The organism is Nocardia sp. NPDC005978 (genome assembly GCF_040614455.1).
In the GTDB taxonomy this organism is placed as follows: domain Bacteria; phylum Actinomycetota; class Actinomycetes; order Mycobacteriales; family Mycobacteriaceae; genus Nocardia.
Genome location: NZ_JBEXUS010000118.1, coordinates 1 through 23,946, shown reverse-complemented (window position 1 = coordinate 23,946; position 23,946 = coordinate 1). Strand labels below are relative to the sequence as shown.

The 23,946-nt window shown below is 69.3% G+C and carries 20 protein-coding genes and 2 tRNA genes; 8 read left to right on the top strand and 14 right to left on the bottom strand.

Annotated features, from left to right (window positions below; genetic code table 11):
* Positions 1–142: 142 nt before the first annotated feature.
* From ABZ319_RS34110 to ABZ319_RS34075, 8 genes are all read right to left on the bottom strand, one after another.
* Complete coding sequence (locus ABZ319_RS34110; protein ID WP_354990674.1) at positions 143–871, bottom strand: alpha/beta hydrolase; 729 nt, start codon at positions 869–871, stop codon at positions 143–145.
* A 178-nt stretch (positions 872–1,049) separates the two neighbouring features.
* Positions 1,050–2,084 (bottom strand): DUF6670 family protein, encoded by a 1,035-nt coding sequence (locus ABZ319_RS34105; RefSeq protein WP_354990673.1) that lies wholly within the window; start codon positions 2,082–2,084, stop codon positions 1,050–1,052.
* 324 nt (positions 2,085–2,408) lie between these two features.
* Positions 2,409–3,089 carry an HAD-IA family hydrolase gene (locus tag ABZ319_RS34100; RefSeq protein ID WP_354990672.1) on the bottom strand — a complete coding sequence of 227 codons (681 nt, stop codon included), beginning with the start codon at positions 3,087–3,089 and terminating at the stop codon, positions 2,409–2,411.
* Positions 3,090–3,098: 9 nt separating this feature from the next.
* Positions 3,099–3,692: an NAD(P)H-binding protein gene (locus ABZ319_RS34095; RefSeq protein ID WP_354990671.1), complete on the bottom strand. Its 594-nt coding sequence runs from the start codon at positions 3,690–3,692 to the stop codon at positions 3,099–3,101.
* Positions 3,693–3,716: 24 nt separating this feature from the next.
* Complete coding sequence (locus tag ABZ319_RS34090) at positions 3,717–4,499, bottom strand: ankyrin repeat domain-containing protein (protein WP_354990670.1); 783 nt, start codon at positions 4,497–4,499, stop codon at positions 3,717–3,719.
* A gap of 267 nt (positions 4,500–4,766) precedes the next feature.
* The gene (locus ABZ319_RS34085) at positions 4,767–5,000 is read right to left on the bottom strand and encodes a hypothetical protein (RefSeq protein WP_354990669.1); all 234 of its coding nucleotides are present in this window, start codon (positions 4,998–5,000) and stop codon (positions 4,767–4,769) included.
* A gap of 141 nt (positions 5,001–5,141) precedes the next feature.
* Positions 5,142–5,224, bottom strand: a tRNA-Leu gene (locus ABZ319_RS34080).
* Between the two features lie 61 nt (positions 5,225–5,285).
* The gene (locus ABZ319_RS34075) at positions 5,286–5,603 is read right to left on the bottom strand and encodes a hypothetical protein (RefSeq protein ID WP_354990668.1); all 318 of its coding nucleotides are present in this window, start codon (positions 5,601–5,603) and stop codon (positions 5,286–5,288) included.
* Between the two features lie 186 nt (positions 5,604–5,789).
* Here ABZ319_RS34075 and ABZ319_RS34070 point away from each other — a divergent pair, with 186 nt between their 5' ends.
* Positions 5,790–8,075, top strand: coding sequence for an excinuclease ABC subunit UvrA (locus tag ABZ319_RS34070; RefSeq protein WP_354990667.1), 2,286 nt, complete (start codon positions 5,790–5,792; stop codon positions 8,073–8,075).
* A 96-nt stretch (positions 8,076–8,171) separates the two neighbouring features.
* Here the strand turns inward: ABZ319_RS34070 and ABZ319_RS34065 are convergent, their stop codons facing one another.
* The gene (locus tag ABZ319_RS34065) at positions 8,172–9,023 is read right to left on the bottom strand and encodes a hypothetical protein (RefSeq protein ID WP_354990666.1); all 852 of its coding nucleotides are present in this window, start codon (positions 9,021–9,023) and stop codon (positions 8,172–8,174) included.
* 252 nt (positions 9,024–9,275) lie between these two features.
* Here ABZ319_RS34065 and mihF point away from each other — a divergent pair, with 252 nt between their 5' ends.
* Positions 9,276–9,590, top strand: coding sequence for an integration host factor, actinobacterial type (mihF, locus tag ABZ319_RS34060; RefSeq protein WP_354990665.1), 315 nt, complete (start codon positions 9,276–9,278; stop codon positions 9,588–9,590).
* Positions 9,591–9,719: 129 nt separating this feature from the next.
* Positions 9,720–9,802: transfer RNA gene (locus tag ABZ319_RS34055), tRNA-Leu, on the top strand.
* A gap of 117 nt (positions 9,803–9,919) precedes the next feature.
* On the opposite strand, the gene ABZ319_RS34050 is transcribed toward ABZ319_RS34055, so the two are convergent.
* The 3 genes from ABZ319_RS34050 to ABZ319_RS34040 form a co-directional block, all read right to left on the bottom strand.
* Positions 9,920–10,912 (bottom strand): linear amide C-N hydrolase, encoded by a 993-nt coding sequence (locus tag ABZ319_RS34050; RefSeq protein ID WP_354990664.1) that lies wholly within the window; start codon positions 10,910–10,912, stop codon positions 9,920–9,922.
* 162 nt (positions 10,913–11,074) lie between these two features.
* Positions 11,075–15,106, bottom strand: a complete 4,032-nt coding sequence (locus ABZ319_RS34045; protein WP_354990663.1) for a hypothetical protein — start codon at positions 15,104–15,106, stop codon at positions 11,075–11,077.
* A gap of 193 nt (positions 15,107–15,299) precedes the next feature.
* Complete coding sequence (locus ABZ319_RS34040) at positions 15,300–16,229, bottom strand: DUF808 domain-containing protein (protein WP_354990662.1); 930 nt, start codon at positions 16,227–16,229, stop codon at positions 15,300–15,302.
* A gap of 102 nt (positions 16,230–16,331) precedes the next feature.
* Here ABZ319_RS34040 and ABZ319_RS34035 point away from each other — a divergent pair, with 102 nt between their 5' ends.
* The gene (locus tag ABZ319_RS34035) at positions 16,332–17,498 is read left to right on the top strand and encodes an AI-2E family transporter (protein ID WP_354990661.1); all 1,167 of its coding nucleotides are present in this window, start codon (positions 16,332–16,334) and stop codon (positions 17,496–17,498) included.
* A gap of 116 nt (positions 17,499–17,614) precedes the next feature.
* On the opposite strand, the gene ABZ319_RS34030 is transcribed toward ABZ319_RS34035, so the two are convergent.
* Together ABZ319_RS34030 and ABZ319_RS34025 are read right to left on the bottom strand one after the other, a co-directional pair.
* On the bottom strand, positions 17,615–18,124 hold the full coding sequence (locus tag ABZ319_RS34030) for a hypothetical protein (RefSeq protein ID WP_354990660.1): 510 nt from the start codon (positions 18,122–18,124) through the stop codon (positions 17,615–17,617).
* A gap of 261 nt (positions 18,125–18,385) precedes the next feature.
* Entirely contained in the window at positions 18,386–19,102 is a 717-nt protein-coding gene (locus ABZ319_RS34025) for a GntR family transcriptional regulator (RefSeq protein WP_354990659.1), read from the bottom strand.
* A 141-nt stretch (positions 19,103–19,243) separates the two neighbouring features.
* Here ABZ319_RS34025 and ABZ319_RS34020 point away from each other — a divergent pair, with 141 nt between their 5' ends.
* From ABZ319_RS34020 to ABZ319_RS34005, 4 genes are all read left to right on the top strand, one after another.
* A complete protein-coding gene (locus tag ABZ319_RS34020) occupies positions 19,244–20,374 on the top strand; it encodes a glycosyltransferase (protein ID WP_354990658.1) in 1,131 nt (376 codons plus the stop codon).
* A gap of 339 nt (positions 20,375–20,713) precedes the next feature.
* A complete protein-coding gene (locus ABZ319_RS34015) occupies positions 20,714–22,240 on the top strand; it encodes an aldehyde dehydrogenase family protein (protein WP_354990657.1) in 1,527 nt (508 codons plus the stop codon).
* A 10-nt stretch (positions 22,241–22,250) separates the two neighbouring features.
* Positions 22,251–23,264, top strand: coding sequence for a hypothetical protein (locus ABZ319_RS34010; protein WP_354990656.1), 1,014 nt, complete (start codon positions 22,251–22,253; stop codon positions 23,262–23,264).
* 15 nt (positions 23,265–23,279) lie between these two features.
* On the top strand, positions 23,280–23,946 hold a 667-nt coding region (locus tag ABZ319_RS34005), incomplete at its 3' end, for a hypothetical protein (RefSeq protein ID WP_354990655.1).

Below are 23,946 nucleotides of genomic sequence, written 5' to 3'. Positions count from 1 at the left end.
GCCGTCCCGACCTGTCGGAACAGATCGGAACGGCTGCGCATCCATGTACGGTGTCCTCCGGCGTCAGCGAGCTGATTCCAGGCAACCCGCGGGTGGGTCACCCACCGCCGGAGTGATCAGACACCTTGGGGCACTGACACTCTCATTTCAGGTGTCGGGCGAAGAAGCGGTTTCCCGCCTCGCCTTCGAAGACCGGGACGCCGGTGTGGCCGCCCATGTTGGCGTGCAGCGTCTTCTCCTTGGAGCCGAAGGCGTCGAACAGGTCCAGCGCCATCTGCCGGTCGTTGCCTTTGTCATCCCATTGCAGCAACACCTGCAACGGGATGCTGACCCGAGCGGCCTCCTCGAACATCGAACGCGGTACGTAGCTGCCCGCGAAGAGCAGCGCGGCGGCGATGCGGGGTTCGACCGCCGCCAGACGCAGGCCGAGCGCGATCACCCCGCCGGAATAGCCGACCGGGCCTTGGATGCCGGGCAGGGCGAGCAGCTCGTCCAGCAGGGCCCGCCATTCCGGGACCGCCTGGTCGACGAGCGGGAGGACGAGCCGGTCGACGATGTCGTCGGTGACCGGATCGCCCGCCGTGAGTGCCGCGCGCAGGTCGGCGCGAGCCTGGTCGGCGGATTCGGAACGCGGGCGGTCGCCGGCGCCAGGCAGCTCGATGGTGGCCGCGACGTAGCCGTTCGCCACGGCATCGCGGGCTCGGCCGGCCACTCGGGGATACATCGCGCGGAGGCCGCCCGGATGGCCGATGAGAATCAACGACCTGGGCGTGGAATCGGATTCGGGAGTCCACAGGATGCCGGGGATCTCGCCGAGGGTGAACTCGCGCTCGATGACGCCGTCGAGCCGGTTCTCGGAAATGAAGTGCATGGTCGTGCCTTTCGGGAGTGCGTGGCGCTCCCGGACGACCTATCGCCCGACCATGACCCGAGAGGGGAGCACCCATGTCGATACAGCGTTCACGGGTATCACCTCCCTGTTCTCTCGCACGGTCGAGCAGAAGGGTAGCAGTGCGGGGTGGGGGTGGCCAAAGGGTTTTCGGCGGGGCTCACCGGCGGTCGATGTACTCCATGTACGCGGTCCCGGCGATCGCCCGCCCGGCGAATGTCCCGGTGTAGTCGTAACTGCCGACGAAACCGGCCCCGAGGCCGTAGCTGTAGTCGTGGTTGCTCACGCCGTCGATCGAGATCAGCGGGTTTCCCCGATCGTCGGCGACCCGCCAGCTCAGCTGCTCGGGCAGGCGCAAGATCGAACCGGTGGGCGTGGTCCGATCCAGGTGGCGGCCGACCGTGAACTCGAAACCCCGGGTGTGAACGCTGCCGTGGTCGCCGAGTCCGCGCACGTAGACCCGTCGCTGGATCGGCAGGCCCGCCGGTCCCAGGACCTGCACCAGCAGCACCTGGGTCCGCTCGTCGATGTTCAGCACGTGGTAGGTGAAGAACGGCACCGGCATGTTGGCCCGCGTGCCGGGAGCGACGCTGTGCAGGCCGACGCCGGTGGCGTATTCGACCGTGCACAGCGTGTCGACCGGAAGGACGCCGTGCCGGTCGGTGATGCTGCCGCGGCAGCGGGCGAGCAGGCTCCAGTGGTCGTACAGCCCCGGGATGTGGGCGAAGTGCGACACCACGTCGGTGGCGTCGATCTCGAGGTCCACCTCGACCTCCGGGTGCCGGCGACGCAGCGCGAACTTCGGGTAGGCGCCCTCGATGAGGAGCTCGTCACCGAACTTCAAACGCGATCCGTCGGAACGGAATTCACAGTCCTTCGCGATCTCGTGGACGAAGAACTGGCCGTCGGTCATCGACCCGGTCGCCGAGCTGACGTACACGGTGTCCGCCGGGGTCGAGGTGATCGCGTGGTCGTTGGCGAAGATCGCCACACCCGGGGTGCCGAGAATCGACATGACCCCGAAGAATCGGTGCGGCGCGGGCAGATCGGGCACCATGACGCCGTAGTGCGCCCAGTTCTTCAACCGCCCGCTCGGCGTGGACATGGAGGTGGCCGGGTCGAACGGCCGCCCGTTGCGGCCCCCGGTCCGGTTGATGATCCCGGCGATCCGCTCGATGCTCGTGACGCTGTCCATTGCCGCCTCCACTGTTGGTGTTACTGACAGTACCGGATACATGTGAGCCTGAAATACATGCCCGTGATCGGCGGCGTCGACTGGTTGGTCGGTGTACTCGCCCAGCGCAACGTGCACCTCACGCGGGCCGGGGTGTGTGAAGAGTTCGGGATCGACCCAGGGCAAGGTCGCGCTGTCGGGGCAGATGGAATTGAGGTCGCCGCGCACGAGCTCACGCGCGACCACTCGGCCGGTCCGGCTTTCCTACAGTGCACGGGAAGACAAGCGCCGGTACAGCTCCGGAAAGCCGAGCGCGACCTGATCCGTAGACCGTAACGATCACGGTTAGAGGTGGGGTGGCGGCCCAGCGAGAGCGCCTCGGAGGTCCTCGACATCGCGATAGTGGACCGCGGTCATGCCGACACTGCGGGCCGCGGCGACGTTGGCCTCGGTGTCGTCGACGAACAGGCAGCGCCGGGGCGGGACCGCGAGGCGTTCGGTGGCCAGGAGGTAGAGGCGGGGGTCGGGTTTCGTCAGGCCCACCCGGGCGCTGTTGATCAGGAGGTCGGGAAGATCGTGCAGGCCTTGGCGGCGGAGGTCCTGTTCCAGGCGGGTCGTGCCGTTCGAGACCAGGGCGACCAGGGCGTTCCCGCGGGCGGCGCGCAGGAGGCCGACCGCTTCGGTGTCAATGCGCGGCTGCAGATTCGACCACGCGGTGACGGCGGCGTGGGCGCGCTGCCGGGACCCGAAGCGGACCGCTATGTCGGCGGCGGTCGCCGCGCGCCACTCACCGTCGGTGATCTCGCCGGTGATGGCGGGTTGCAGGCGGGCGGGGGCGAAGGCGCTGGCCGCGAGTGCGCCTCGGGGGAGCTGGTTTTCGCGTTCGATGTGGTCGGCGGGTGGCCAGATGCGCAGAACGCCGTCGATATCGCAGAGCACCGCGTCGTAGGGCCGGTGCGAGCCGGCCGCCGAGTCGGGCGCGGCGCTCGCGCGGTCGCGATAGCTGCGCGGGTCTCGGGAGGGCACATATCGACTCTACGGAGAACTCGTTTCGTCGGTCAGTTCGTAGACGCCGGAGGCGAGTTCGAGCGATGCGGCGGTGCGGATCGCGGCGTCGGCGAGGGCTATGCGCGGGGACGGCGGGAGGGTGTCGGGGTAATAGGTTGCGGGGCCGTGGAATTGGCCGTAGCGCAGGACCACGCCACCGGCCGCCAGGACGGCGGATTCCAGGAAGTCCTTGGCGGACAGGCTTTCTCCGGTCATGGTCCAGGCGACGCTCTGGGCGATGAACCGGGGGGCGCCGGCGGCGTGCGCGGCGGCGAGCAGGTTGGTGGTGCCTTCACGGCGGATGCGGGCGTTGGCGGAGCGACCCGTGGGGAGGTCGGCGGCGTTGTCGGGGAGGTCGGTCAATTGGTGCATGACCAGGTCGGGGGCGAAGGCGACCACGGCGCTGGTGAGGGCCGCCGGATCGAAGGCGTCGCAGATCACCGGTTGAGCGCCCGCTTCGGCCAGGATCCGGGCCTTGTCCGCGGAGCGGGTCATGCCGGCCACCTCGTGGCCCGCGGCGACGAGTAGGGGGACGAGGTGGGCGCCGAGGACGCCGCTGGCGCCTGCCAGAAAGATCCGCATAGTTATCGAGGCTAAGGGAATGGGTCAGCGGGGATCGACGAGGGCCGCTATGTCGGTGAAGCCGCGGCGGACCGCGTGGTCGAAGGCGGTGCGGCCGTTGGCGTCTCGGATGGTGAGGTCCGCGCCGTTGTCGACCAGGACGCGGACGATGTCGCGGTAGCGCGGACCGCCATCGCCGTAGTAGACGGCTTCCAGCAGCGCGGTCCAGCCCAGGTCGTTGACATGGTCGATGTCGATACCGGTTTGCCGGAGCACCTCCCGGACGTAGTTCAGGTGCCCCTTCTCGGCGGCGGGGATCAGCGCGTTGCCACCGAACCGGTTGGGCAGGGTCAGGTCCGGATCGAACGGGAGCAGGGCCTCCATCATCGGGACGCTGCCGGTGACACCCGTGTTGACCCAAGGGGTTTCGCCGCGAGCGTCCTTCGCGTCGGGGTCGGCCCCGAATTCGAGCAGGACCTGCGCGACGGAAAGATCGTCGGATAGGACGGCGAGCATCAGCGGGGTGCGGCCGCCGGTGTCGCGGGTGTCGACCTGGGCGCCCCGGGTGAGCGCGGCGCGGACCGCGGCGGGATCGTGGTCGTTCGCGGCCTGGAGCAGGGCGCGGTTCTGCGCGACGGGAATGGCGAGCGGGTCGGGGGATGTGGCGGGCGACTCGCGGGATGCGCTGTTCGGCCCGGTGGTCGACTCGCTCGATGACCGGCGTTCTGCCAGGTCGGCGCCGGGGTCGGGTGTGCACGCGGTCAGCAGGACCGCGCCGCTGAGCAGTGCGATGCCGTAGGCGAGCCCACGCCGGTGTCCAGTGCTCATGTCCACTGCTCCGTTCGACGGGTAAAACTGTCGACTCCATGCTGCGGACTCGGGGCGAACGGCACATCGACGCGTCGGGTCGAATGCGCTCGCGGTTCGGCCGACAACGGGGTCAGCCGATCGGCTGACCCCGCTGCCGCGTTGTGGAGCGCCGCACCCGGCCCGAGCGCGGCACCGATCGCCGATGCTGTAGCACTGCACAGGCGATCGGCCGCCGCGATTCCGCCTACCGGTCGCAGCGTGGCCGGCTGCCCTCCGGCCACACACTCAGCAGTTCGGGTTGTTCATGATCTTGATCTGGGTGACGGTCTTGTAGAGCAGGGTCGCGTAGTTCGGGGTGATGCACTGGGTCGAGTTGTCGGAGAACTTCAGCAGGGCGCCGTCGTCGTTCCTGGTGTTGACCACGCGAAGGGCGCCACGGCTGTTCGGGCCGAGGGTCTGCCAGTAGTTCGTGTCCTGGTACATCGCCGTCGGGTGGTTGGTGGCGTCGCCGAGAAGCATTATGCTGCAGCATAATTGACTCAACCCCAAGGAAATAGGGGCTTCCGCCCCGGCCCGTGATCCGGTTGCGCGCGAGAGAAGGTGCGCGACAGGGCAATACAGCGAAGGCCCCTGGCGTTTGCCAGGGGCCTTCGTAGTCTGTGTCGAGAGGGGGACTTGAACCCCCACGTCCCTAAGGACACTAGCACCTCAAGCTAGCGCGTCTGCCATTCCGCCACCCCGACCGGTGGTGCTCGACTACAGTAGCCGAGCCTTCGCCCGGATGAGAAATCGGCTGGTCAGGGGCTACTTATTCATGAAAATGCCTGCGATGTCAGCCTTTTTGATGGGGGTCTCGCTGTTGGCCTGAACCTGGCACAGGGCCTGCACGGTGCTCATCGTGAAATCGACTGAGGTGCCGGTGGGTTCGTTGTCGTTGCCGGTTTGCTGCTTGATGAACTTGGTGACGGTGATGCGCTGAGAATCCGGCTGCTGGCTCAGGTACTCACTGCACTTGGTATCGCCACCCTGGTTCAGTGCGCGCTCGACTTCGGTACAGCCGGACAGCACCGTCACGGCGAACAGGGCGGCGGCCGCGCCGGCCGTCCATCGCAGGGTCTTCATGATCGATCCTTCTTTCGCTTACCGCTGTCGCGCGCGGCGGATTCGGACCGCCGCGATCGCCCGTCAGCGTAGAGCGGCGCGATCGATCGGCAATCCGGACTCGACCCTGAGATTTGTCCGATTCGATGTGATTTGCGTCACACATGTGCCCATGTTTTCGGGGGTGTGTAGGGCATGGTGGTGGGTATGCCCACTCCCGCCACGGACATCATTCGGGTGCTCGGCGCCCGCGAGCACAACCTGCGCAACATCTCGATCGAGATCCCCAAGAACAAGATCACCGTTTTCACCGGCGTCTCCGGCTCCGGCAAGTCCTCCATCGTGTTCGACACCATCGCCGTGGAATCGCAGCGGCAGTTGTACGCCACGTTCCCGGCGTTCATCCTCAACTTCCTGCCGCGCTACGAACGACCGCACGCCGAGGCGATCGAGAACCTCACCGCGCCGGTCATCATCGATCAGAAGGCCGTCGGCGGCGGCCCGCGATCCACGGTCGGGACCATGACCGACATCTACGCCCTCATCCGAGCGCTGTTCGCGCGCTTCGGATCACCCTCGACCGGACTCGTCTACGACTACTCCTTCAACACCCCGCAGGGCATGTGCCCCGAATGCGACGGGCTCGGCATGAGCGTCACCGTCGACCCGGACAAGCTCGTGGATCGCAGCAAATCGCTGAACGAAGGCGCGATCCTGCTCACCGGATACGCGGTGGGCAGCGGAGATTGGCAGCTCTACGGCAACTCCGGGCGCTTCGACCTGGACAAGAAACTGGCCGACTACAGCGACGAGGAATGGCACGACCTGCTGCACGGCACCGGCGGCAAGGTGGAACTGACCTTCAACAAGGGCACCTGGAAGGCGAATTACGAAGGGCTGGCGGACAAGTTCACCCGTTCGCGGGTCAAGCGCGACACCTCGGGGCTGTCGGAGAAGACCCGCGAGCAGATCCAGAAGTACCTCACCGAGGGCGTGTGCCCGGCGTGCAACGGGGCGCGGCTCAACGAGAAGGCCCTGGCCACCGAGATCGGCGGGCGCAATATCGCCGAGTGGACGCGGCTGCAGATCACCGATCTGCTCGAGGTGCTCGGGGAGGTCACCGATCCGGCGGCGCGGGGACTGATCGACGCCACCCGGGTGGCACTGGGCCGGGTGGTCGACATCGGGCTCGGCTACCTGAGCCTGGACCGGCCGACGGCGACCCTGTCCGGCGGTGAGGGCCAGCGGCTCAAGATGATCAAGCATCTGGGCAGCACGCTGGTCGGGATGACCTACATCTTCGACGAGCCCAGCGTCGGTCTGCATCCGCGCGATGTGGGCAGGCTCAATCACATGCTCGAGGCCCTGCGGGACAAGGGCAATACCGTGCTGGTGGTCGAGCACGATCCCGATGTCATCCAGATCGCGGACCATATCGTCGATGTCGGACCGCGCGCCGGCGCGCACGGCGGCGAGATCATGTTCACCGGCACCTTCGACGAGCTGCGCCGGGCCGAGACCCTCACCGGGCAGGCGCTGCGCCGGCCGTTCGCGGTCAAGGAGATCTTCCGGGCCGCCACCGGCGAGCTGGCGGTGGACAACGCCACTTCGCACAATCTCAAGAACGTGAGCGCGCGGATTCCCACCGGGATACTGACCGCCGTCACCGGCGTCGCCGGGTCCGGCAAGAGCAGCCTGATCCGGGCCGAGTTCATGAAGCGGTATCCGGAGTCGGTGTTCGTGGACCAGTCCGCCATCGCCGCGTCCTCGCGGTCCACGCCCGCGACCTACCTCGGGCTCATGGATCCCATCCGCAAGCTGTTCGCCAAGGCCACCGGCGAGGCCGCGGGGCTGTTCAGCTTCAATTCCGACGGCGCGTGCAAGGAATGCGAGGGACGCGGGGTCATCATCACCGAGGTCGCCTACATGGACCCGGTGACCACGCACTGCGAATCCTGTGACGGGCGGCGCTTTTCCGAGCGGGTGCTCGCACTCACCCTGCGCGGCAAGTCGATTGCCGACGTACTGGAGATGTCGGCCGAGACCGCGGTCGAGTTCTTCCCGGAGAAGGCGCTGAATGCCAAGTTGCGCACCATGATCGAGGTCGGGCTCGACTATCTGAGCCTCGGGCAGGCCATGAGCACGCTCTCCGGCGGTGAGCGCCAGCGCATCAAACTGGCCACGCAGCTGCAGAACAGCGGCAGCGTGTACGTGCTCGACGAACCGACGACCGGCCTGCACATGTCCGATGTGGACACCCTGCTGCGGCTCATGGACGGACTGGTCGAACGCGGCAACACCGTGATCGTCATCGAGCACAATCTCGACGTGGTCGCGCACGCGGACTGGGTCATCGACCTGGGACCGGACGGCGGCAAGAACGGCGGGGAGATCGTGTTCACCGGGACCCCGGCGCAGCTGCTGCGGGATCCGGACTCGCTGACCGGGCAGTACCTGCGGCTGTACAAGGACGGGGCGGCGGTTCGCGGATGAGCGGCCGGTGTGCGGTGGCACGCACTGCAATTCGCGCCACCGCACACCGGTGACTCGGCCCCGGCGCCGGGGCCGTCGGACAGCACTCGCGCCGGTTCAGCGCGAGTGATGTTCGGCCAGCGCGGCGCGCCAGCGGCCCGCCTCGCTCGTGTTGCCGCGACGTTCGAGAACCTCGGCGAGCCCGGCCATCGCGCGGGTGTCCCCGTGGTCGGCGGCGATGCGCCACCAGCGTTCGGCCTCGGGCAGATCGCCCCGGCGCAGCAGCACCACGGCCAGGTCGTAGGCGGCGGCCGGATGCCCGAGATCGGCTGCCTGGATCCACAATTCGAACGCCTGGCCGTCTTCGCCGCGGCCGTGCATGGCCACGCCGAGGTCGTAGAGCGCGCGGCTGTAGCGACCCGCGTCCGCGGGCTGGACCGGGTCCGGCGGGGTGGGGGCGGTGCTCAGTTCCACGACCAGCTCGGTGAAGTCCGCGGGGCCGACGCCGGTGCTGCAGTGCAGCACCGTGCAGGCGCGTTCGCGGGTGATGAGCATGCCGTAGTTGCCGGTCCAGGAGATGATCTCGCCGCGATCGTCCACCCAGACCGGGGTCAGGGTGATGGCGGCCGTGGCGTCGGCGGGGCAAATGCGCAGCGATACGCCGTCGGCCATGGCATCGCTCCACACGTCAACCCCCCGCAACTGCCGGCCCGCCAGCAGCACGTGGCCGCTCTCCACGCTCAGTCCGACGCCGAGCCCGTGCACCCCGCGGCGGGGTCCGGCCGCGCGCAGCGTGAGCGTGACGGTGGCGGGGGAGACGCCGAGCGGGACCGAATGCACCGGGTAGACCTTGGCTCCGTTCCAGGTCACGGGCTCGGCGCCGGTGTATCGGGCGGCCAGGGGTAGGTCGGGCAGGGCGGGGAGCGTGTCGGTCACTGTCGAGGTGGCATCCGAAAACGACGTGTTCATCTGCCCCGCCTTTCACCGGTGCTCGGGTGCGTTTCGGGCCCACCGTAGCCCTGATTCGCCCCGATGAACCCCGTATTTGCCAGGTGTCTTCGACGCGCACCGGCTGGACGCTTGACCTGGGATGTTGGACAGTTTTCAGCAGGTCGCTCGACGTGTTGCACCGAAACACGCGGTGTGTCGTACCTGCGACAGCGCAAGCGTCATGTTTACTCGACGCCGACGTACCAGCGAACGAGTGAAAGGTAAGGACATATGGCTCTGCCCACAATGACCCCCGAACAACGCTCCGAGGCGCTGGCCAAAGCCGCCGCGGTTCGCAAGGCCCGCTCGGAATTGATCGCGCAGGTCAAAAAGGGATCGGTCAGTCTGGCGGAGGTGCTCAAGCGCGCAGACAAGGAAGACCTGGTCAAGAAGACGAAGGTGGCGGCCGTGATCAAGGCGCTCCCGGGTATCGGCCCCGTCAAGGCCGCGAAGCTGATGGATGAGGCGGAGATTCCCGCCGACCGCCGGATCGGCGGTCTGGGCTCTCGCCAGCGCGCCGCTCTGCTGGAGGCGTTGACCAACTGAGTTGATGGGGGGTCGCCGACCGGGCTCGCGTCAGAGCCCGGCGGCAACCGCCCGCAACACCGCGGACCACCCGAAATGGGCCGATTTTGTTCTGGACGGTCCCATCCGATAATCTTGCGGAGCACACCGGTCGGGGTGGCGGAATGGCAGACGCGCTAGCTTGAGGTGCTAGTGTCCTTAGGGACGTGGGGGTTCAAGTCCCCCTCTCGACACAGACACTCGCCGGATTCTTTGCAGGACAAAGAATCCGGCGAGTTTTTTGTTGTCCGGGCAGTGCCGGGGGTGGTCGGTCCCGGCCGTGGTCGAACGGTTGCGGGCTCGCCGCCCGCCTATGTCTTCGGGGCCGACAGGAACGTCATCGGCCCGCTGTCCTCGAATTTGTCGCTGACGTTGCCGGCGATCCCGCCGTGCACGGCCAGCGCGCCGATGAGATCCAGTTTCAGCTGCGGGCTGCCGGCCGTGAAGTCCAGGTCCGCCAGATCGGTCCAGACGATGTTGGGGCGGGTGGTGGATTCGTAGACGTAGCGCCTGTTCGTCAGATCCAGGACCACCTGCCAAATGGTCTGCGAGGCATCGGGTTTGCCCGGGTCCGGGATGCGGAAGGGCTGGGCGGCGTTGCGGATCACCGAGAACATCGCCGCGATCGCCGCCACCTGGCTCGCCGGGGCGGGCAGGCGGCCGGAGTAATAGGAGGCGCGGGCGAAGCGGTCCGTGGCCAGCGTCGATCCGGGTAGCGGATCGCTGCCGCCGAGTCCCTCGAAGCGCCGCACGAGCTCGAGCTGCTGGTCGAAGGTGGGGGAATTGGTCATCACCCGGTAGTCCGCGCTGTGGTAGACCCTGGGCCGCCCGTCGAGGTACTCGATGATCGCCGAGTCGCCGGTCGCGTCGTCCAGCGCCAGGTGCAGGCCGGGCGGAACTCCGCCGGTGGGGTCTTCCATCTGTACGACCTGCACATCGGTCTCGGCGATCCAGGCGACGGCCTCGGCGACGGTGGTGAAGTTGTCGAGGAAGTACTGCAACCAGACGGCCTGGCTCAGCTGGGTCCGCGAGCTGTCCGGGTCGCCGTAGGTGGACTCGGCCAGCCACAGGATGTGCCCGGCCAGCCCGTGCTCGTTCATGCCGTCCACCGAGGTCATGTCGAACGCCGCGGCGATGACGCTGCCGTACTTCGAGGTCCACGTGAGCGACCCGGTGACGCCGTCGTCGCGCTCGACCCCGCGCGGCTGCTTCCACAGATTGGTCATCAGATCGCGCGCGAAGTCCATGTTCCTGCCCACCAGGACCGCGCCGCCCGCGTCGGGCCACATCACTCGCGTACACATTCGACCGGGTCCGCCTTCCCACCTCGATGTTGGGGGCCGTTCTCGTCCTGTCGAACACATTAGTGCTGGTCAGTGAGTATTCGCCGCTAGCCCTCGTGGGGCCGGTGGTTCGCTCGGACGACCGATTTCGAGGTCGCCCGGCCGCCGGCCGGTGACCGCGCCTCAGCGTGGAACATCTCCCGTCCGGACGCGATCCCAGGCGGCTCGGTACAGATCGGGGAGCGCGCGGCGAGGCACCGTGACGCGCGAGCCCTCGATGCGGTCGCGCCACCCCTCGGTCAGGTTGTGCAGGGGAAGTTTCCAGAGCTCCAGACCGGGTTTGCCGACCCAGCGTGACCCGATGAAGACCGTGCGGCCGGCCTTCTTGCGGCGATCCTCGATCACGAGGCCCCGGGCGAGCAGCAGGTCGCGGGCCGCGGTGTGCCGGGGCGGCTTCCAGCCGTTCCAGCGGCGGATATTGCGGTCGGTGGGATCTTTGAGGGTGAGCAGCTGCAGGTAGAGCGCCGCGGCATCGGCGCTCAGGCCGTGGGTGGCGGCGACTTCGTCGACCAGGTCGGGGACGGTGTGCGCGGGGTAGGCCTCGAAGCCGCCCGGCGGGAGGTCGGCCGCGGCCAGGCGCGCCAGTACGCGGTCGCAGTCCGGGTCGAAGAGCCGATCCAGGTAGGGCAGTTCGTCGCGGAAACCACCGCCGATCGACCGCAGCAGATCGCTGTGCGCGGTGAGGTCGTAGTGCGCGGGACGGAAACGCATATCCCAGTAGTCCTTGTCGACGCCCTCGTGGGTGGCGATCACCAAGCCGTCGTCGTATCGCCGGCCGCCGGTCGCGGACTCGGTGATCGCGACTCCGGTCAGCTGCGACAGGGCCCGGATCTCCGGCTCTTTGGCCGAACTCATGTGCAGTACAAGGGCCGGATCCCGCAGCCGCGTACGCAGCTCGTTCAGGGTCGCACCGGCTCCCTCGCGAACCGGGTCTCCCTGCGGGAGGTGCGAATACGCCCACAGACAGGCATCGAAGATCACGGTCCAGGTGAAGGAGAAGCGATGATCGATGCGGGCCGATACCGCCGTCTTGTCGGGTGCGGCCAGCACCGTGCACAGTTCGCCGGCCGAGATGCTCCAGGAACAGGTTCCGAAGTCCGAACAGGCTGCATCCAGAGCCGCTCTCGTCGGCTCGGACACGAACGGGCGGACACCGAAACGTTCGATCCACGCGTCCGCGAGACGATCGGCGGCACGCCTGACGCCGCCCGGCTCCCACAGGTCGGCCGGATCGGCGGGCAGCATGGCGGCCGCGATCAGGGCTCGGTCCGCACTCGAACCGCTGCCGGACAACTCGCGCGCGGCGTCCGCGGCCGCGGCACCGATGCCGAGCGTGCGGAGCTGGGCCGGACTCAGGTCGGTCGCGGGCGTCAGATACCAGGGGAGATACCCGGCCATGGCCAAGGCGGCCGCGGCCGGGCTCATCCCGGTGCGCCGGGCCAGGAGATCGACCGCGCCGGTGTCCCACGGCAGCGGCCCCTCGCGCCGTACGGCTGCGACGAAGTCTCGCAGCTGTGCCGAGTCACCCCAGCCGGGTTCGACGACGTCCACCGACTCGATGGGCCCGAGCATCGGCGGTTCGGCTCCACCGATCCGCAGGTCTATGAATTCCCTTCTCCCCGAGCGTGATTCACTCACCGCCACAGCGACGCCGTGTGCATCGGCGATAACGGGCAGATCGGTGATGCACCGGCCGACGCGCAGCTGGACCGCCGGATCGGCGAAGACCGTGACGGACCAGAGGTCGAGCAGTGCCAGCAGGTACTCTCGGTCCCGGTCGGAGGTGGTCGCCACGGCCGCTCGGGCGGCCACGGCGCCGACCGACATGACCGCGCTCCGCCAGTATCCGAAAACGGCGACGTGGGACCATTCGTCGGTCCCGGGCGGAATCACGCCGCCGCACAGCAGGTTCGACACGATCTCGATCGCTCGCAGAATCCGGGGATGGGCGGCATCGCGAGGCGTGCTGCCGTGCAGCGCCCGCGTCAGGCCGGCGAAATCATCGAGCGGGCGGGGTGCGACAGCGGTCGCGTCGGGGCCGGCGGGAACGTCCGAGTGCGACGGCTCGGCCGGGGTCGTGGACGGCTGCGCTGTCCGCTTGTCCGCGAGGTCCGGTTCGGTGTTCGTGGCGTCGTGGCCCTCGATAGCGGTGGTGTGGCCCACGGTCGGTGCGTTGGCACCGCGGACCAGGTCCCAGGCGGCGCGGTAGAGATCGGCCAGGGTGCGGGCCGGTGTCGCGGTGCCGTGGATCGATTTGCCGGACCAGTCGCGCTCTAGGCCGTGCAGGAGCCATTTCCACTGTTCGACACCGGGTTTGGTGATCCATTCACCCGGCAGGAACACCGATCGGCCCGCGCGGCCGCGTTTGTCACGAACCACGAGATCCCGGTCGGCGAGTGCGGTTTCGGCGGCGCGGTGGCGGGCGGGTTTCCAGCCGTTCCACTCGCGGATGTTGCGGTCGGTGGGCGCGATCAGGGTGGCGAGTTGCAGATAGAGGGCGGCGGCGTCGGGGTCCAGGTCCAGGGCGGCGGCGACCTCGGTCACCAGGTCGGGGGCGCTGAGCGCGGGATCGGTTTCGTATCGGCCCGCGGGGACCACCCCGGAGCCGATGCGTTCGACCATTCGGTCGCAGTCCGATCCGAACACCCAGTCCAGTGCGATGACGGTGTCGCGGTTGTAGGACTCCACGGCAGCCCGGGCATCTCGGGTGCGGTCGTCGAGCAGGTACTGCGCGGGGCGAATGTACAGTTCCCACTGGTGATCACGGTCAGCGTCCGCGGCCAGGATAAGGCCGTCGTCGAACGTGCCGGCGTCCCCACCAGAGTCGGGCCACGGCCCGGTCGCACGCCTGTGCCGCAGTGACTCGATGGTGCGGGCGGAGACGCTGCCCAGACCCAGCAGCAGTCCGGGGTGCCGCAACTGCACGCGAATGCGATCGATGGTGTGCGGGACACCCGCGCGGACCGGGTCACCGGCGGGCAGGTACGCGTAGGCCCACCGGCAGAGATCGACCAGCAGCCGCCAGCGGCAACGGAAGCGATCGAGTTGCTCGCTGTCTCCGGTGATGCACCAGCCGCGCTCGGTGTGCTCCAGGCGTGCGTCCAGAACCTCGTTGAGCAGGGGCTCGGCGGACGGGTCGGCGAGCATGGCGACATTCTCGGCGACCGACCCCACCCTGGCCGATCGCGCCGAGGGAAGTGCACTCCGGATCGCCATCGCCGCGGTGAGCGTCCGCTCGGGCACCGGGACACGGCGGCCGTAGCGCTCGTTCCACGCCCGCGCCATGCCTTCGGCGAGCACGCACAGCCCATCGGGCTCCCACAGTCGAGCCGGGTCTGCGGGCAGAGCGGCGGTGAACAGAGCTGCGCTGCCACCGAATTCGCCGCCGAGGGCAATCCGCAATTCGAGAAGGGCGTCTGCCAGGTCCGCCGTCCCGATATCGAGGGCCTTGCGCAGGTCGGTGGGCACCATGTCCTCGTAGCGCCGGCGTCGCGTGCATCCGGAGAGCAGGATCGCCGCGGCCGCCCGGCTCAGCCCGGAGCTCGCGGCGAGCACGCGCGGTGCGTGCGGATTCCACGGCAGGGGTCCGTGTTCGCGCACCAGTCGCGTGAATTCGCTCAGCTGCGACCTATCGCCCCAGACGAGTTCGAGTGCGGTGGAATCGGTATCGGGCGAGCGGTCGGGGGAGCGGCGCGATTCGACGAATCGGCCCCGCCCCCGATCCCAGCCGATCCGGATCCTGGTGTGCTCGGTGTCCGCGTGCACCGCCGGACCGGGCTCGCCGGCGGTGATCCACAACCGCCGGTCACGATCGGCGAAGACGGTCTCGGCCCAGACGCCCAGAAAGTTCAGCAGTAGTCGCCGGTCGGTCTCGGACGTGGGAAGGCTCGAGGCGGCCCACAGCGCGACCTCCCCGACCCCGTGCACGAACTCGCCCCAGGTGTCCACGTGCGCCGGTGCCGTACTGCCTCCGAAGTGCGCCGACACCACCGGCATACGCAGTTGTGCCGACGCCAGCCGAAGCCCGTGCAGCAGACCGCGTTCGTCGTAGCGGTTGGAGAGTGAACCCGCGAGCACCCGGGCGTAACCGTAGTGGTGATCCAGCGGATCGGCCGCGATCTCGTCCCAGTTCGCGGGTGCCACTGCCTCGTTCATCGAACCCCCCGATGTGCGTGCGGTCGGGTGACCGCGTATGCGCAGTATCGAATCATCGGGTACCGACAGCGTTTTCGGGCGGCGGCGGCCGCTCGGAGCGCGGTTGCCGGCGCGGGATGCGCGAAGGCCCGCGGCCGACTGCCCCGGGCCTTCGTGTGCGTATGGATTCGGGGCTGCGAGGGCAGCGGCCGGGTCAGTGTTTCTTCTTGCCGAAGGGCTGGAACTGGACGATCAGGACCACGATCGTGCCGACGACGAAGCCGATGATCGCCGAGACCGTGGTGTTGGCGAGCCAGGCCAGGACGCCGCCGACGCCGGCCACCGCGTCGCGGATCGCCTCCTCTACGTCGTGGACCCAGCCGTAGGGTGTGTGCCAGCCGAGGGTGTCGGTGCCGGTCAGCAGGATGTGGCCGCCTACCCAGAGCATCGCCACCGTGCCGACCGTCGACAGGACCGACAGGAGTTTCGGCATCGCCGAGACCAGGCCGCGGCCCACCGACTGGGCGAACTTCGAAGAGCGCTGGGCCAGGGCCAGGCCCGCGTCGTCCATCTTCACGATGATCCCGACCACGCCGTAGACCGCGGCGGTGATCACCAGGGCCACGGCGATCAGGATGATCAGGCGGGGGACGAAGGACTGGTCGGCCACCTCGTTCAGGGCGATGACCATGATCTCGGCCGAGAGGATGAAGTCGGTGCGAATCGCGCTGGCGGTCATCGACTTCTCGTCGGCCGGACCCTTGTCCGCGGACTCGGCGCTCTCGTGGTGCAGGAACCGGCCCAGGACCTTCTCCGCGCCTTCGAAGCAGAGGTAGGTCGCGCCCAGCATCAGGATCGGGGTCAGCGCCCAGGGCGCGAACTGGCTCAGGATCAGAGCCGCCGGGAGGATGAACAGCAGCTTGTTGCGCAGCGAGCCCAGGGCGATCTTCTTGATCATCGGAATCTCGCGGTCGGCGGTGATGCCGTGTACGTATTGCGGGGTCACCGCGGTGTCGTCGATCACCACGCCGGCGGCTTTGGCGGTCGCCTTACCGGTCGCCGCGCCGATGTCGTCGATGGACGCTGCCGCGAGTCGGGCCAGGGCCGCAACATCGTCGAGTAGTCCGAACAGGCCTGCACTCATGAAAAGCAAGGTTACCGGTGGCCCGCGGCGACGCGTGCTCACGATCGATTGCCCGGATCCTGATTGCCGGGTTTGTTTCGGGTTACATGCCAGACTGTGGACGTGAAAGACGATGTGACCGAAACCGAGAAGCCCGAGCGGCCCGGCGGCAAGCCCGACCGCGGCACCGTCATCGGGCGTGGGGTGCTGTGGCTGGCGAAGTGGTCGCTGGCGATCGTGGCCATCGCCGCGGGCGCGTGGGTACTCGGATTCCTGGTCGACAAGTTCTGGGTGGCGCTGCTGCCGGTCGCGCTGGCGATCGTGGTGTCCACCGTGCTGTGGCCGCCGACCCGGTGGCTGACCGAGCGCGGGTTGAAGCCCGCGCTGGCGGCCTCGATCACCGTGCTGGGGTTCATCGCGATTCTGGCCGGGGTCATCGGATTGATCGTGCCGTCGGTGGTCGATCAGGCTCCCGAATTGGCCGATCGCTCGACCGAGGGCGTCAACCGGGTGCGGGACTGGCTGCAGGGTCCGCCGTTGAATGTGGGTGAGGAGCAACTCAATTCGGGTGTCTCGGCGATCGTGGACAAATTGCAGTCCAGTGCCGAGCGCATCGCGGGCGGGGTGTTCACCGGGGTCAGCACCGCCACCTCGGCGATCGTGACGCTGTTCCTGGTGCTGGTGCTGGCGTTCTTCTTCGTCAAGGACGGCCCCCGGCTGCTGCCGTGGCTGCACTCGATCATCGGCAGCAAGGGCGGCCGGCACATCGAGGAGGTGCTCAACCGGGTGTGGGTCACCCTCGGCGGATTCATTCGCACGCAGGCGCTGGTGAGTTTGATCGACGCGGTGCTGATCGGCGGCGGTCTGGTGATCCTGCACGTGCCGCTGGCCGCGGTGCTGACCGTGCTGACCTTCCTGGGCGGATTCGTCCCGATCGTGGGCGCGTTCGTGGCCGGCGCGCTGGCGGTGCTGGTGGCCCTGGTCGCCAACGGCGTGACCACCGCGCTGATCGTGCTGGCCATCATCGTGGTGGTGCAGCAGCTCGAAGGCAATGTGCTGCAACCGGTTCTGCAGAGCCGGAGCATGCAGTTGCACGCGGTCGTGGTGCTGCTGGCGGTGACGGTCGGCGGGTCGTTGTACGGGATCGTCGGGGCGTTCCTGGCGGTGCCGGTGGTCGCGGTGGTGGCGGTGATCCTGCGGTACATCGGGGAACAGATCGACCTGCAGACCGCGCCGCTGCCCGAGCCGACCGTGGACGCGGCCGACGATTCGAGCGACGTCAAAGCCTGACGGGCGACGCGGTTCGTGGCTGTCGAAGGCCCCCGGTGCACGGTGCCGGGGGCCTTTCGCATCTCGGGACGCGGTCCGTCGATCGCTGAGGCGGGCCGGTGGTCGGGCGCGTGCGGTTACTGTTCGACCGGGATCAGGCGGCCGTCCAGGGTGCGCAGGTGGATGCGGGGCTGTTCGCGGGTGGGGGTGCGGACCAGGGCGAAGGCCAGGCCCGAGGCGGTCACCGAGGTGGTGTGGGTGTCGATGCTCGAGGCCAGGGTGAGGGTGGCCGCGTCGGCGGCGGCGTTGCCCAGCACCGCGAACCAGCTCGTGGACGCCGGTGCGCCGCCGCCGTTGGTGGGGGTGAAGCGTTTTCGGCTCATGCGCAGCAGCGGGCGGTGTTCCAGGGTGCGGAACTGGCGGGCCGGGGCGGGGCGGCGCGGGGTGCCGGTGATCATGGCCGGCGCGGTCCAGCCAGCGGGGCGGTGCTCGACGATGACGACGACACGAAAGTCCCTGCTCTCCAGCAGGATCGCCGCGGCGGCGTCGCCGCGTTCGACCAGGGCGAGGGGGCGGAAGTCGTCGGCGAGGGTGGCGAGCACGGCCAGCGCGGCGGCGACGGCGGGGTGTGACGGTACCGAATCCATTGGGGCTGTCCCCTTCTCGCAGAGATGGCCGCAAGAGTGAATTCTAGGTACCGGGCGGTGCGCGTGCCACCGGTACGGCGAGAGTGAAACAGGAACGCAGCACAGCGGATTCGGGGCGGGCCGGGGACGATCGCGGACTCACCGGTGTGACACGCCGAGGGCAGCATCGCCGCCGGAACATCGAACCCCGGGGCGCTCGCAGTCGGCCGTTGACCCCCGCGCGCGGCGCGACCGGCACCCGGCGCGTGTGTGCCGCCTGTGCTAGGCGGACTCCCCTGACAGGGCGGTGGCGAACTCGGTGGCGGCCAGGTTCAGCAGGGATTCGGCCAGGTCGCGGGCGGCGGGGGCGTCGGCGTCCAGGACGGCCTCGGCCAGGGCGCGGTAGAGGTCGGCGCGGCCCACTTCGGCGGCCATCAGAACCGCGAGCGCGGCCAGGGCGGGTTCGTAGACCGCGCGCAGGTCGTTGTAGAGCAGGCGGAAGACCGTCGAGTCCGCGGCGTCGACGAGCAGGTCCCAGAAATTCAGGGCGTGCAGCTGGCGGGCGATCGAGTCCTGGGTCGTGGCAAGGGCTTCCACGAGTTCGGTCAGGGGCGCGGCGAGTTCGGCGCCGGCGCGTTCGGCGGCCAGGCCGGCGGCTTCGCGGCCGATGAGACGGCGGGTCTCGAGGATCGAGCGCATGACCTCGGGGTCGAGTTGCCCCTTGCGCAGCAGCAGGCGCGGGAGCATGTCCATGCCGGCGTGGCGACGGTAGTCGCGCACGGTGGTCGATCCGCCCTGGCGGACCTCGACCAGACCGCTGTGGGCCAGGCGCTGCAGGGCCTCGCGCACGGTCGGGCGGGAGACGCCGAGGGTTTCGGCGAGCTGACGTTCGGCGGGCAGGGCCGAGCCGGGCGGCAATTCGCCGTCCAGGACCTCGTCCACGAGCTGTTCGAAGACGGTATCGGGCACCGTTCGGCGGTCGATCCGCTTGATTGCCATGATCGGAACGCTAGGGGCGGGTGCGCGAGAGGTCAAGCGGCCAGACCAGTGGCCGGGGTTGGCCGGTTCTTCCGGGGGAGTTCACCCGGTGTTCGTCACCGGGGCGCCGCCGGTCACCCGGCGCCCTGCACGATCAGCCGGGTGCGCATCGTTCAGTTGGCCAATTTCTATGGTCCGCGCTCCGGGGGACTGCGTACCGCACTGCACCATCTGGGCGCGGGGTACGCCGCGGCGGGGCACGAGACGGTGCTGATCGTGCCGGGCGCGCGCCGGGCCGAGGAGCTGCTGGACTCGGGGGTCCTGCGGATCACGGTGCCCGCGCCGCGCATTCCCGGGACCGGCGGGTACCGGGCGGCGGATCCGCGCCGGGTGGCCGATGTGCTGCGCGGGGTGCGACCCGAGGCCCTCGAGGTCTCGGATCGCCTGACGCTCAGGGGTTTCGGCCGCTGGGCGCGGCGGCGGAACGTGGCCGCGGTGATGATCTCGCACGAGCGCCTGGATCGGCTGCTGGGTCAGGCGCTGCCCGGTCCGGCGGCCCGGCGCGCGGCCGACATCGCCAATCGGCGCACCGCCCGGGAGTACGACATCGTCATCTGCACAACCGAATTCGCGCGCCAGGAGTTCGAGCGGATCGACGCGCCGAATGTGGCGCTGGTGCCGCTCGGGGTGGATCTGGACATGTTCAGCCCGCGCCGGCACGATCGGCGCCTGCGCGCGGATCTGGGCGCGGAGCGGTATCCGCTGCTGGTGCACTGCGGGCGGCTCTCGGTGGAGAAGCGGGTCGATCGCAGCATCGAAACCGTTGCGGCGCTGCGCCGTGACGGGGTGCCCGCGCGGCTGGTGGTGGCCGGGGACGGGCCGCGCCGCGAGGCGCTCGAGCGCCGGGCGCGCACCGTGCCCGCGCTGGCGGACGGACGGCCCGCGGTGCGGTTCACCGGGTTCATCAACGACCGCACCGCGCTGGCGACGCTGCTGGCCAGCGCCGATGTCTCCCTCGCTCCGGGTCCGCACGAGACGTTCGGGCTGGCCGCGCTCGAGGCGCTGGCCGCGGGCACCCCGGTGGTGGCCAGTCGATCTTCGGCGCTGGCCGACATCGTCACCGCCGATTGCGGTGCGGTCGCGGCCGATCATCCCGCGGCTTTCGCGCACGCGGTCACCGGCGTCCTGGCGCTGCCGCCCACCCAGCGCCGCCACGCCGCCCGCACCCGCGCCGAGCAGTTCACCTGGCCCGCGGCGGTCAAGGGCATGCTGGAGAAGCTGGTCTCGGCCTGAGCGCTCGTTCCGGCCGGGCCGCGCCGCCCGGGACGTGCGCTCACCGTCAAGTGGTGGACCCGCGCCGCCCGTTCGTACGGCCCGGGACGCGCCCACGGCCCGTTCGGGCCGGATTCGGCGGCCGAACGCCGGATCGAGCGGCCCGCGTCGTCGACCAGGATGTCCGGGCCTCGAAGTCGATCAGCACCTCATCGGCGAGCTTGTCGATGCGCTCGGTGGTCGAGCGATCGCGGGGAAGTGCGGGACGTGCCCTGTTGACTCGCTACCGCTTGTGCCTATAGTGGTCTGACCACTTGGCCACTTGGCCAGATTTCGATGCGGACAGGCGGGATGGCGATGATGCCCCTCGAGCAAGTGCAGCGTGTGGCGGGTGCGGCCGAGGCCGAGACCGCCGATCACGTGGCGGCGACGTTGATCGCGCGGGCGCGGGCCGCGCAGGCCGGTTGGGGTGCGCTCGAGGTCGGTGAGCGAGTTCGGGTGCTGGCGGGACTGCCCGGGGTGCTGCTGGGCAACATCGACCGGATCGCGGCGGCGATCGTGGCCGAGAACGGCAAGCCGCGCGCCGAAGCCCTTGCGCACGAAGTGGTTCCGGCGATCGCGGTGGCTCGGCACCATCTCGACGTCGCGGTGAGAACGCTGGGACCGTCGCGAATCACCTCCCCGACCGCGCCCTATCGCAGCGCGGTGCGCACGCATCGCCCCTACGGCGCGGTGGTGGCGATCGCTCCCTGGAACCTGCCGTTCCTCATTCCTTTCAGCCAGGTGCTGCCCGCGTTGATCGCGGGAAACAGTGTGGTGCTCAAGCCTTCCGAGCTCACCCCGCGCGTGGCCGAGCTGCTGGTGGAACTGATCACCGACTGCGGACTGCCCGAGGGTGTGCTGCGACTGGCCGCGGGCGACGGCTCGCTGGGGGCCGCGCTGGTGCGGGCCCGCCCGGACAAGGTGCTGTTCACCGGATCGGTCGCCACCGGGCAGCGGGTCATGGCGGCCGCGGCGCGGTTCCCGATTCCGGTGGGGCTCGAGCTGGGCGGGGTGGATGCCGCGGTCGTGCTGGCGGACGCGGATCTTGAGTTCACCACCTCGGCGGTGGCGTGGGGCGCGACATTCAATGGGGGACAAGCCTGTTGCTCGATCGAGCGGGTGCTGGTGCACGCCGATCTGTTCGAGGCGTTCCGCGCCCGGCTCGAGGACAAGCTGCGCCGGGTCGACACCCGCGTGGATCTCGCGCCGGCGATCGATGACCGGCAGCGCGAGATCTGGCGGCAGCACGTGCGGGCCGCGCGCGAGTGCGGGCTCGAGGTGCGCGGGGGCGACGAGCTGCCCGGGCGCAAGATCACCCCCGCGCTGATCAGCGGCGACGCCGTCACCGCGTCCACGGTGTGGCTCGAGGAGACCTTCGGCCCGGTCGTCGCGATCGCGCCCTTCGACACCGACGAGCAGGCCGTGGCCCTGCACAACGACACCGAGTACGGGCTGACCGCGAGCGTGTTCTCCGCCGACGTAGACCGGGCCCGCGCCCTGGCCGGGCGGCTGCACGCGGGGTCGGTCGCGGTCAACGATGTCGCCGCGACCATGTATTCGACCCCGGAGTATCCGTGGGGCGGGGTCGGGCGCTCGGGCTTCGGGCGCTCACACGGCGTCGACGCGCTGCTGGACGCGGCCTGGGTGCAGGTCATCGACGCCCCGCGCGGTCCGGCCTTCGGCCCCAAACGCCCGTGGTGGTACCCCTACGCCCCCGAACTCGAGGACGCGATGCGCGCGCTGGCCGCCGCGATCGCCGAACCCCGGCTCGGCACCCGCCTGCGCGGCTACGGCCGCGCCGGGCACCAGTTGCTCACCATGCTCAGCCGCACCCCGAAACTCTGAGGACCACACCATGATCGCCACCGCCCAGAACTCCCCGCGCCTGCGCCCGGGGACCGATCACGTCGAATCGTGGTTCATCCGCGCCAACGACCCGCACTCCCCGCGCGCGCTGTGGCTCAAGGCCACCATTCTCACCGGCCGCGACGGCACCGCCATCGCCCAGGCCTGGTGCAGCATGTTCGACGGCAAACGCACCCGCGCCTGGTGCCGCGACATCGATTTGCCCGCGGCGCGTTTCGAGGACAACGCGCTCGGTCAGGAGATAGCGGTGGGTCCGCTGTTCATGACCCTGCACGGGCGCGGCGGCGATTCGCAGGGCACCCTGTGCGACGAGAACTCCACGGTGCTGTGGGATCTGGGGTTCACCCGGTCCGAGGTGGCGGGCGCGCCGCTGTCGATGCTGCCCAGCGACAAACTGCTCGGGGCCAAGCTTCCGCGCAACAAGCTGGTCACCCCGTTCCCGGTGGCCGCGATGACCGGGTTCGTGGACTGGGACGGCGAACGCTGGGACCTGACCGGCTGGCACGGCATGCAGGGCCACAACTGGGGCGCCGAGCACAGTCCCGAATATGCCTGGGGCCATTGCGTTTTCACCGACTCCGGCAGCGGCGAGCCGTTCGCGGTGATGGAGGGCGCCTCCGGGCGCACCCGGATCGGGGGCAGGGTGTCCCCGCTGCTGTCCATGCTGGTGGTGCGCCGGGGCGCGCAGGAGTTCCGGTTCGATCGGGTGCTGGATCTGTGGCGTCAGCGCCCGGAGCTGGATTTCCCGCACTGGACCCTGCGCATGCGCGGACGTGACGGCAGCGCCGAGGTGCGCATGAGCGCGGATCCGGCGCAGATGGTGTGCCTGGCCTACCGCAATCCCGCGCGCGAGACCAGTTACTGCCTCAATTCCAAGACCGCGGCGGTGTCGGTGCACGTGGCCCCGGTCAACGGCAACGCCTTCACCCTGCGCAGCGAACACGGTGGCGCGCTGGAGTTCCTGGCGCCGCGCCCGCGCGCCGACGTGCAGCCGATCGTCTGAGCGGAGTTTCCCGATATGCCTTTGACCTTCTTCGAGACCATGCGCGGCGAACTGTTCGACGCCGACGGGCACGCCCATCACGTGGCGCTGGATCTGCGGTGCGAATCCGGGCGGGCGCGCGGCTTCGTGACCAACGGCCGCGCACGCATCACCGGCACCGTTCGCGCGACCCCGTGGGTGGACGGTGCCGCGGTGACCGGCACCCTGATCGCGCTGCCGGTGACCAAGCGGCTGATGAGCTACGAGATCGACTTCCGGGACGAGCGCGGGCGGGCGTGGCACTTGAGCGGGCGCAAGGATGTGCGCTGGGTGCGGCGCGCGCACGCGAGCCTGACCAACCTGGCCACCGTGCTGTCCTGCGAGGGTCGCGACATCGCCACGGGCACGGTGCAATTTTTCGCCAACGACTACCCGAGTTTCCTGAGTTCGTTCCAGCCGTGGACCTCGCTGCGCGCGGATCTGCCGGACGGATCGCATCCGGCGGGCATGCTGAGCGCGGCCCAGCGCGCCACCCTGGACACACTGGCCGGGACGCTGATCGAAGCGGGCGGGGTGGTGCCGCCGGTGGCGGCGGACACCCTCGAGCGATTCGACGAGTACGTGGGCAATATGACCCCGCTCATGCAATCGGGGGTGCGGGTGGCCCTGCGCGGGCTCGACGCCGCCGCGCGCACAGATCGGG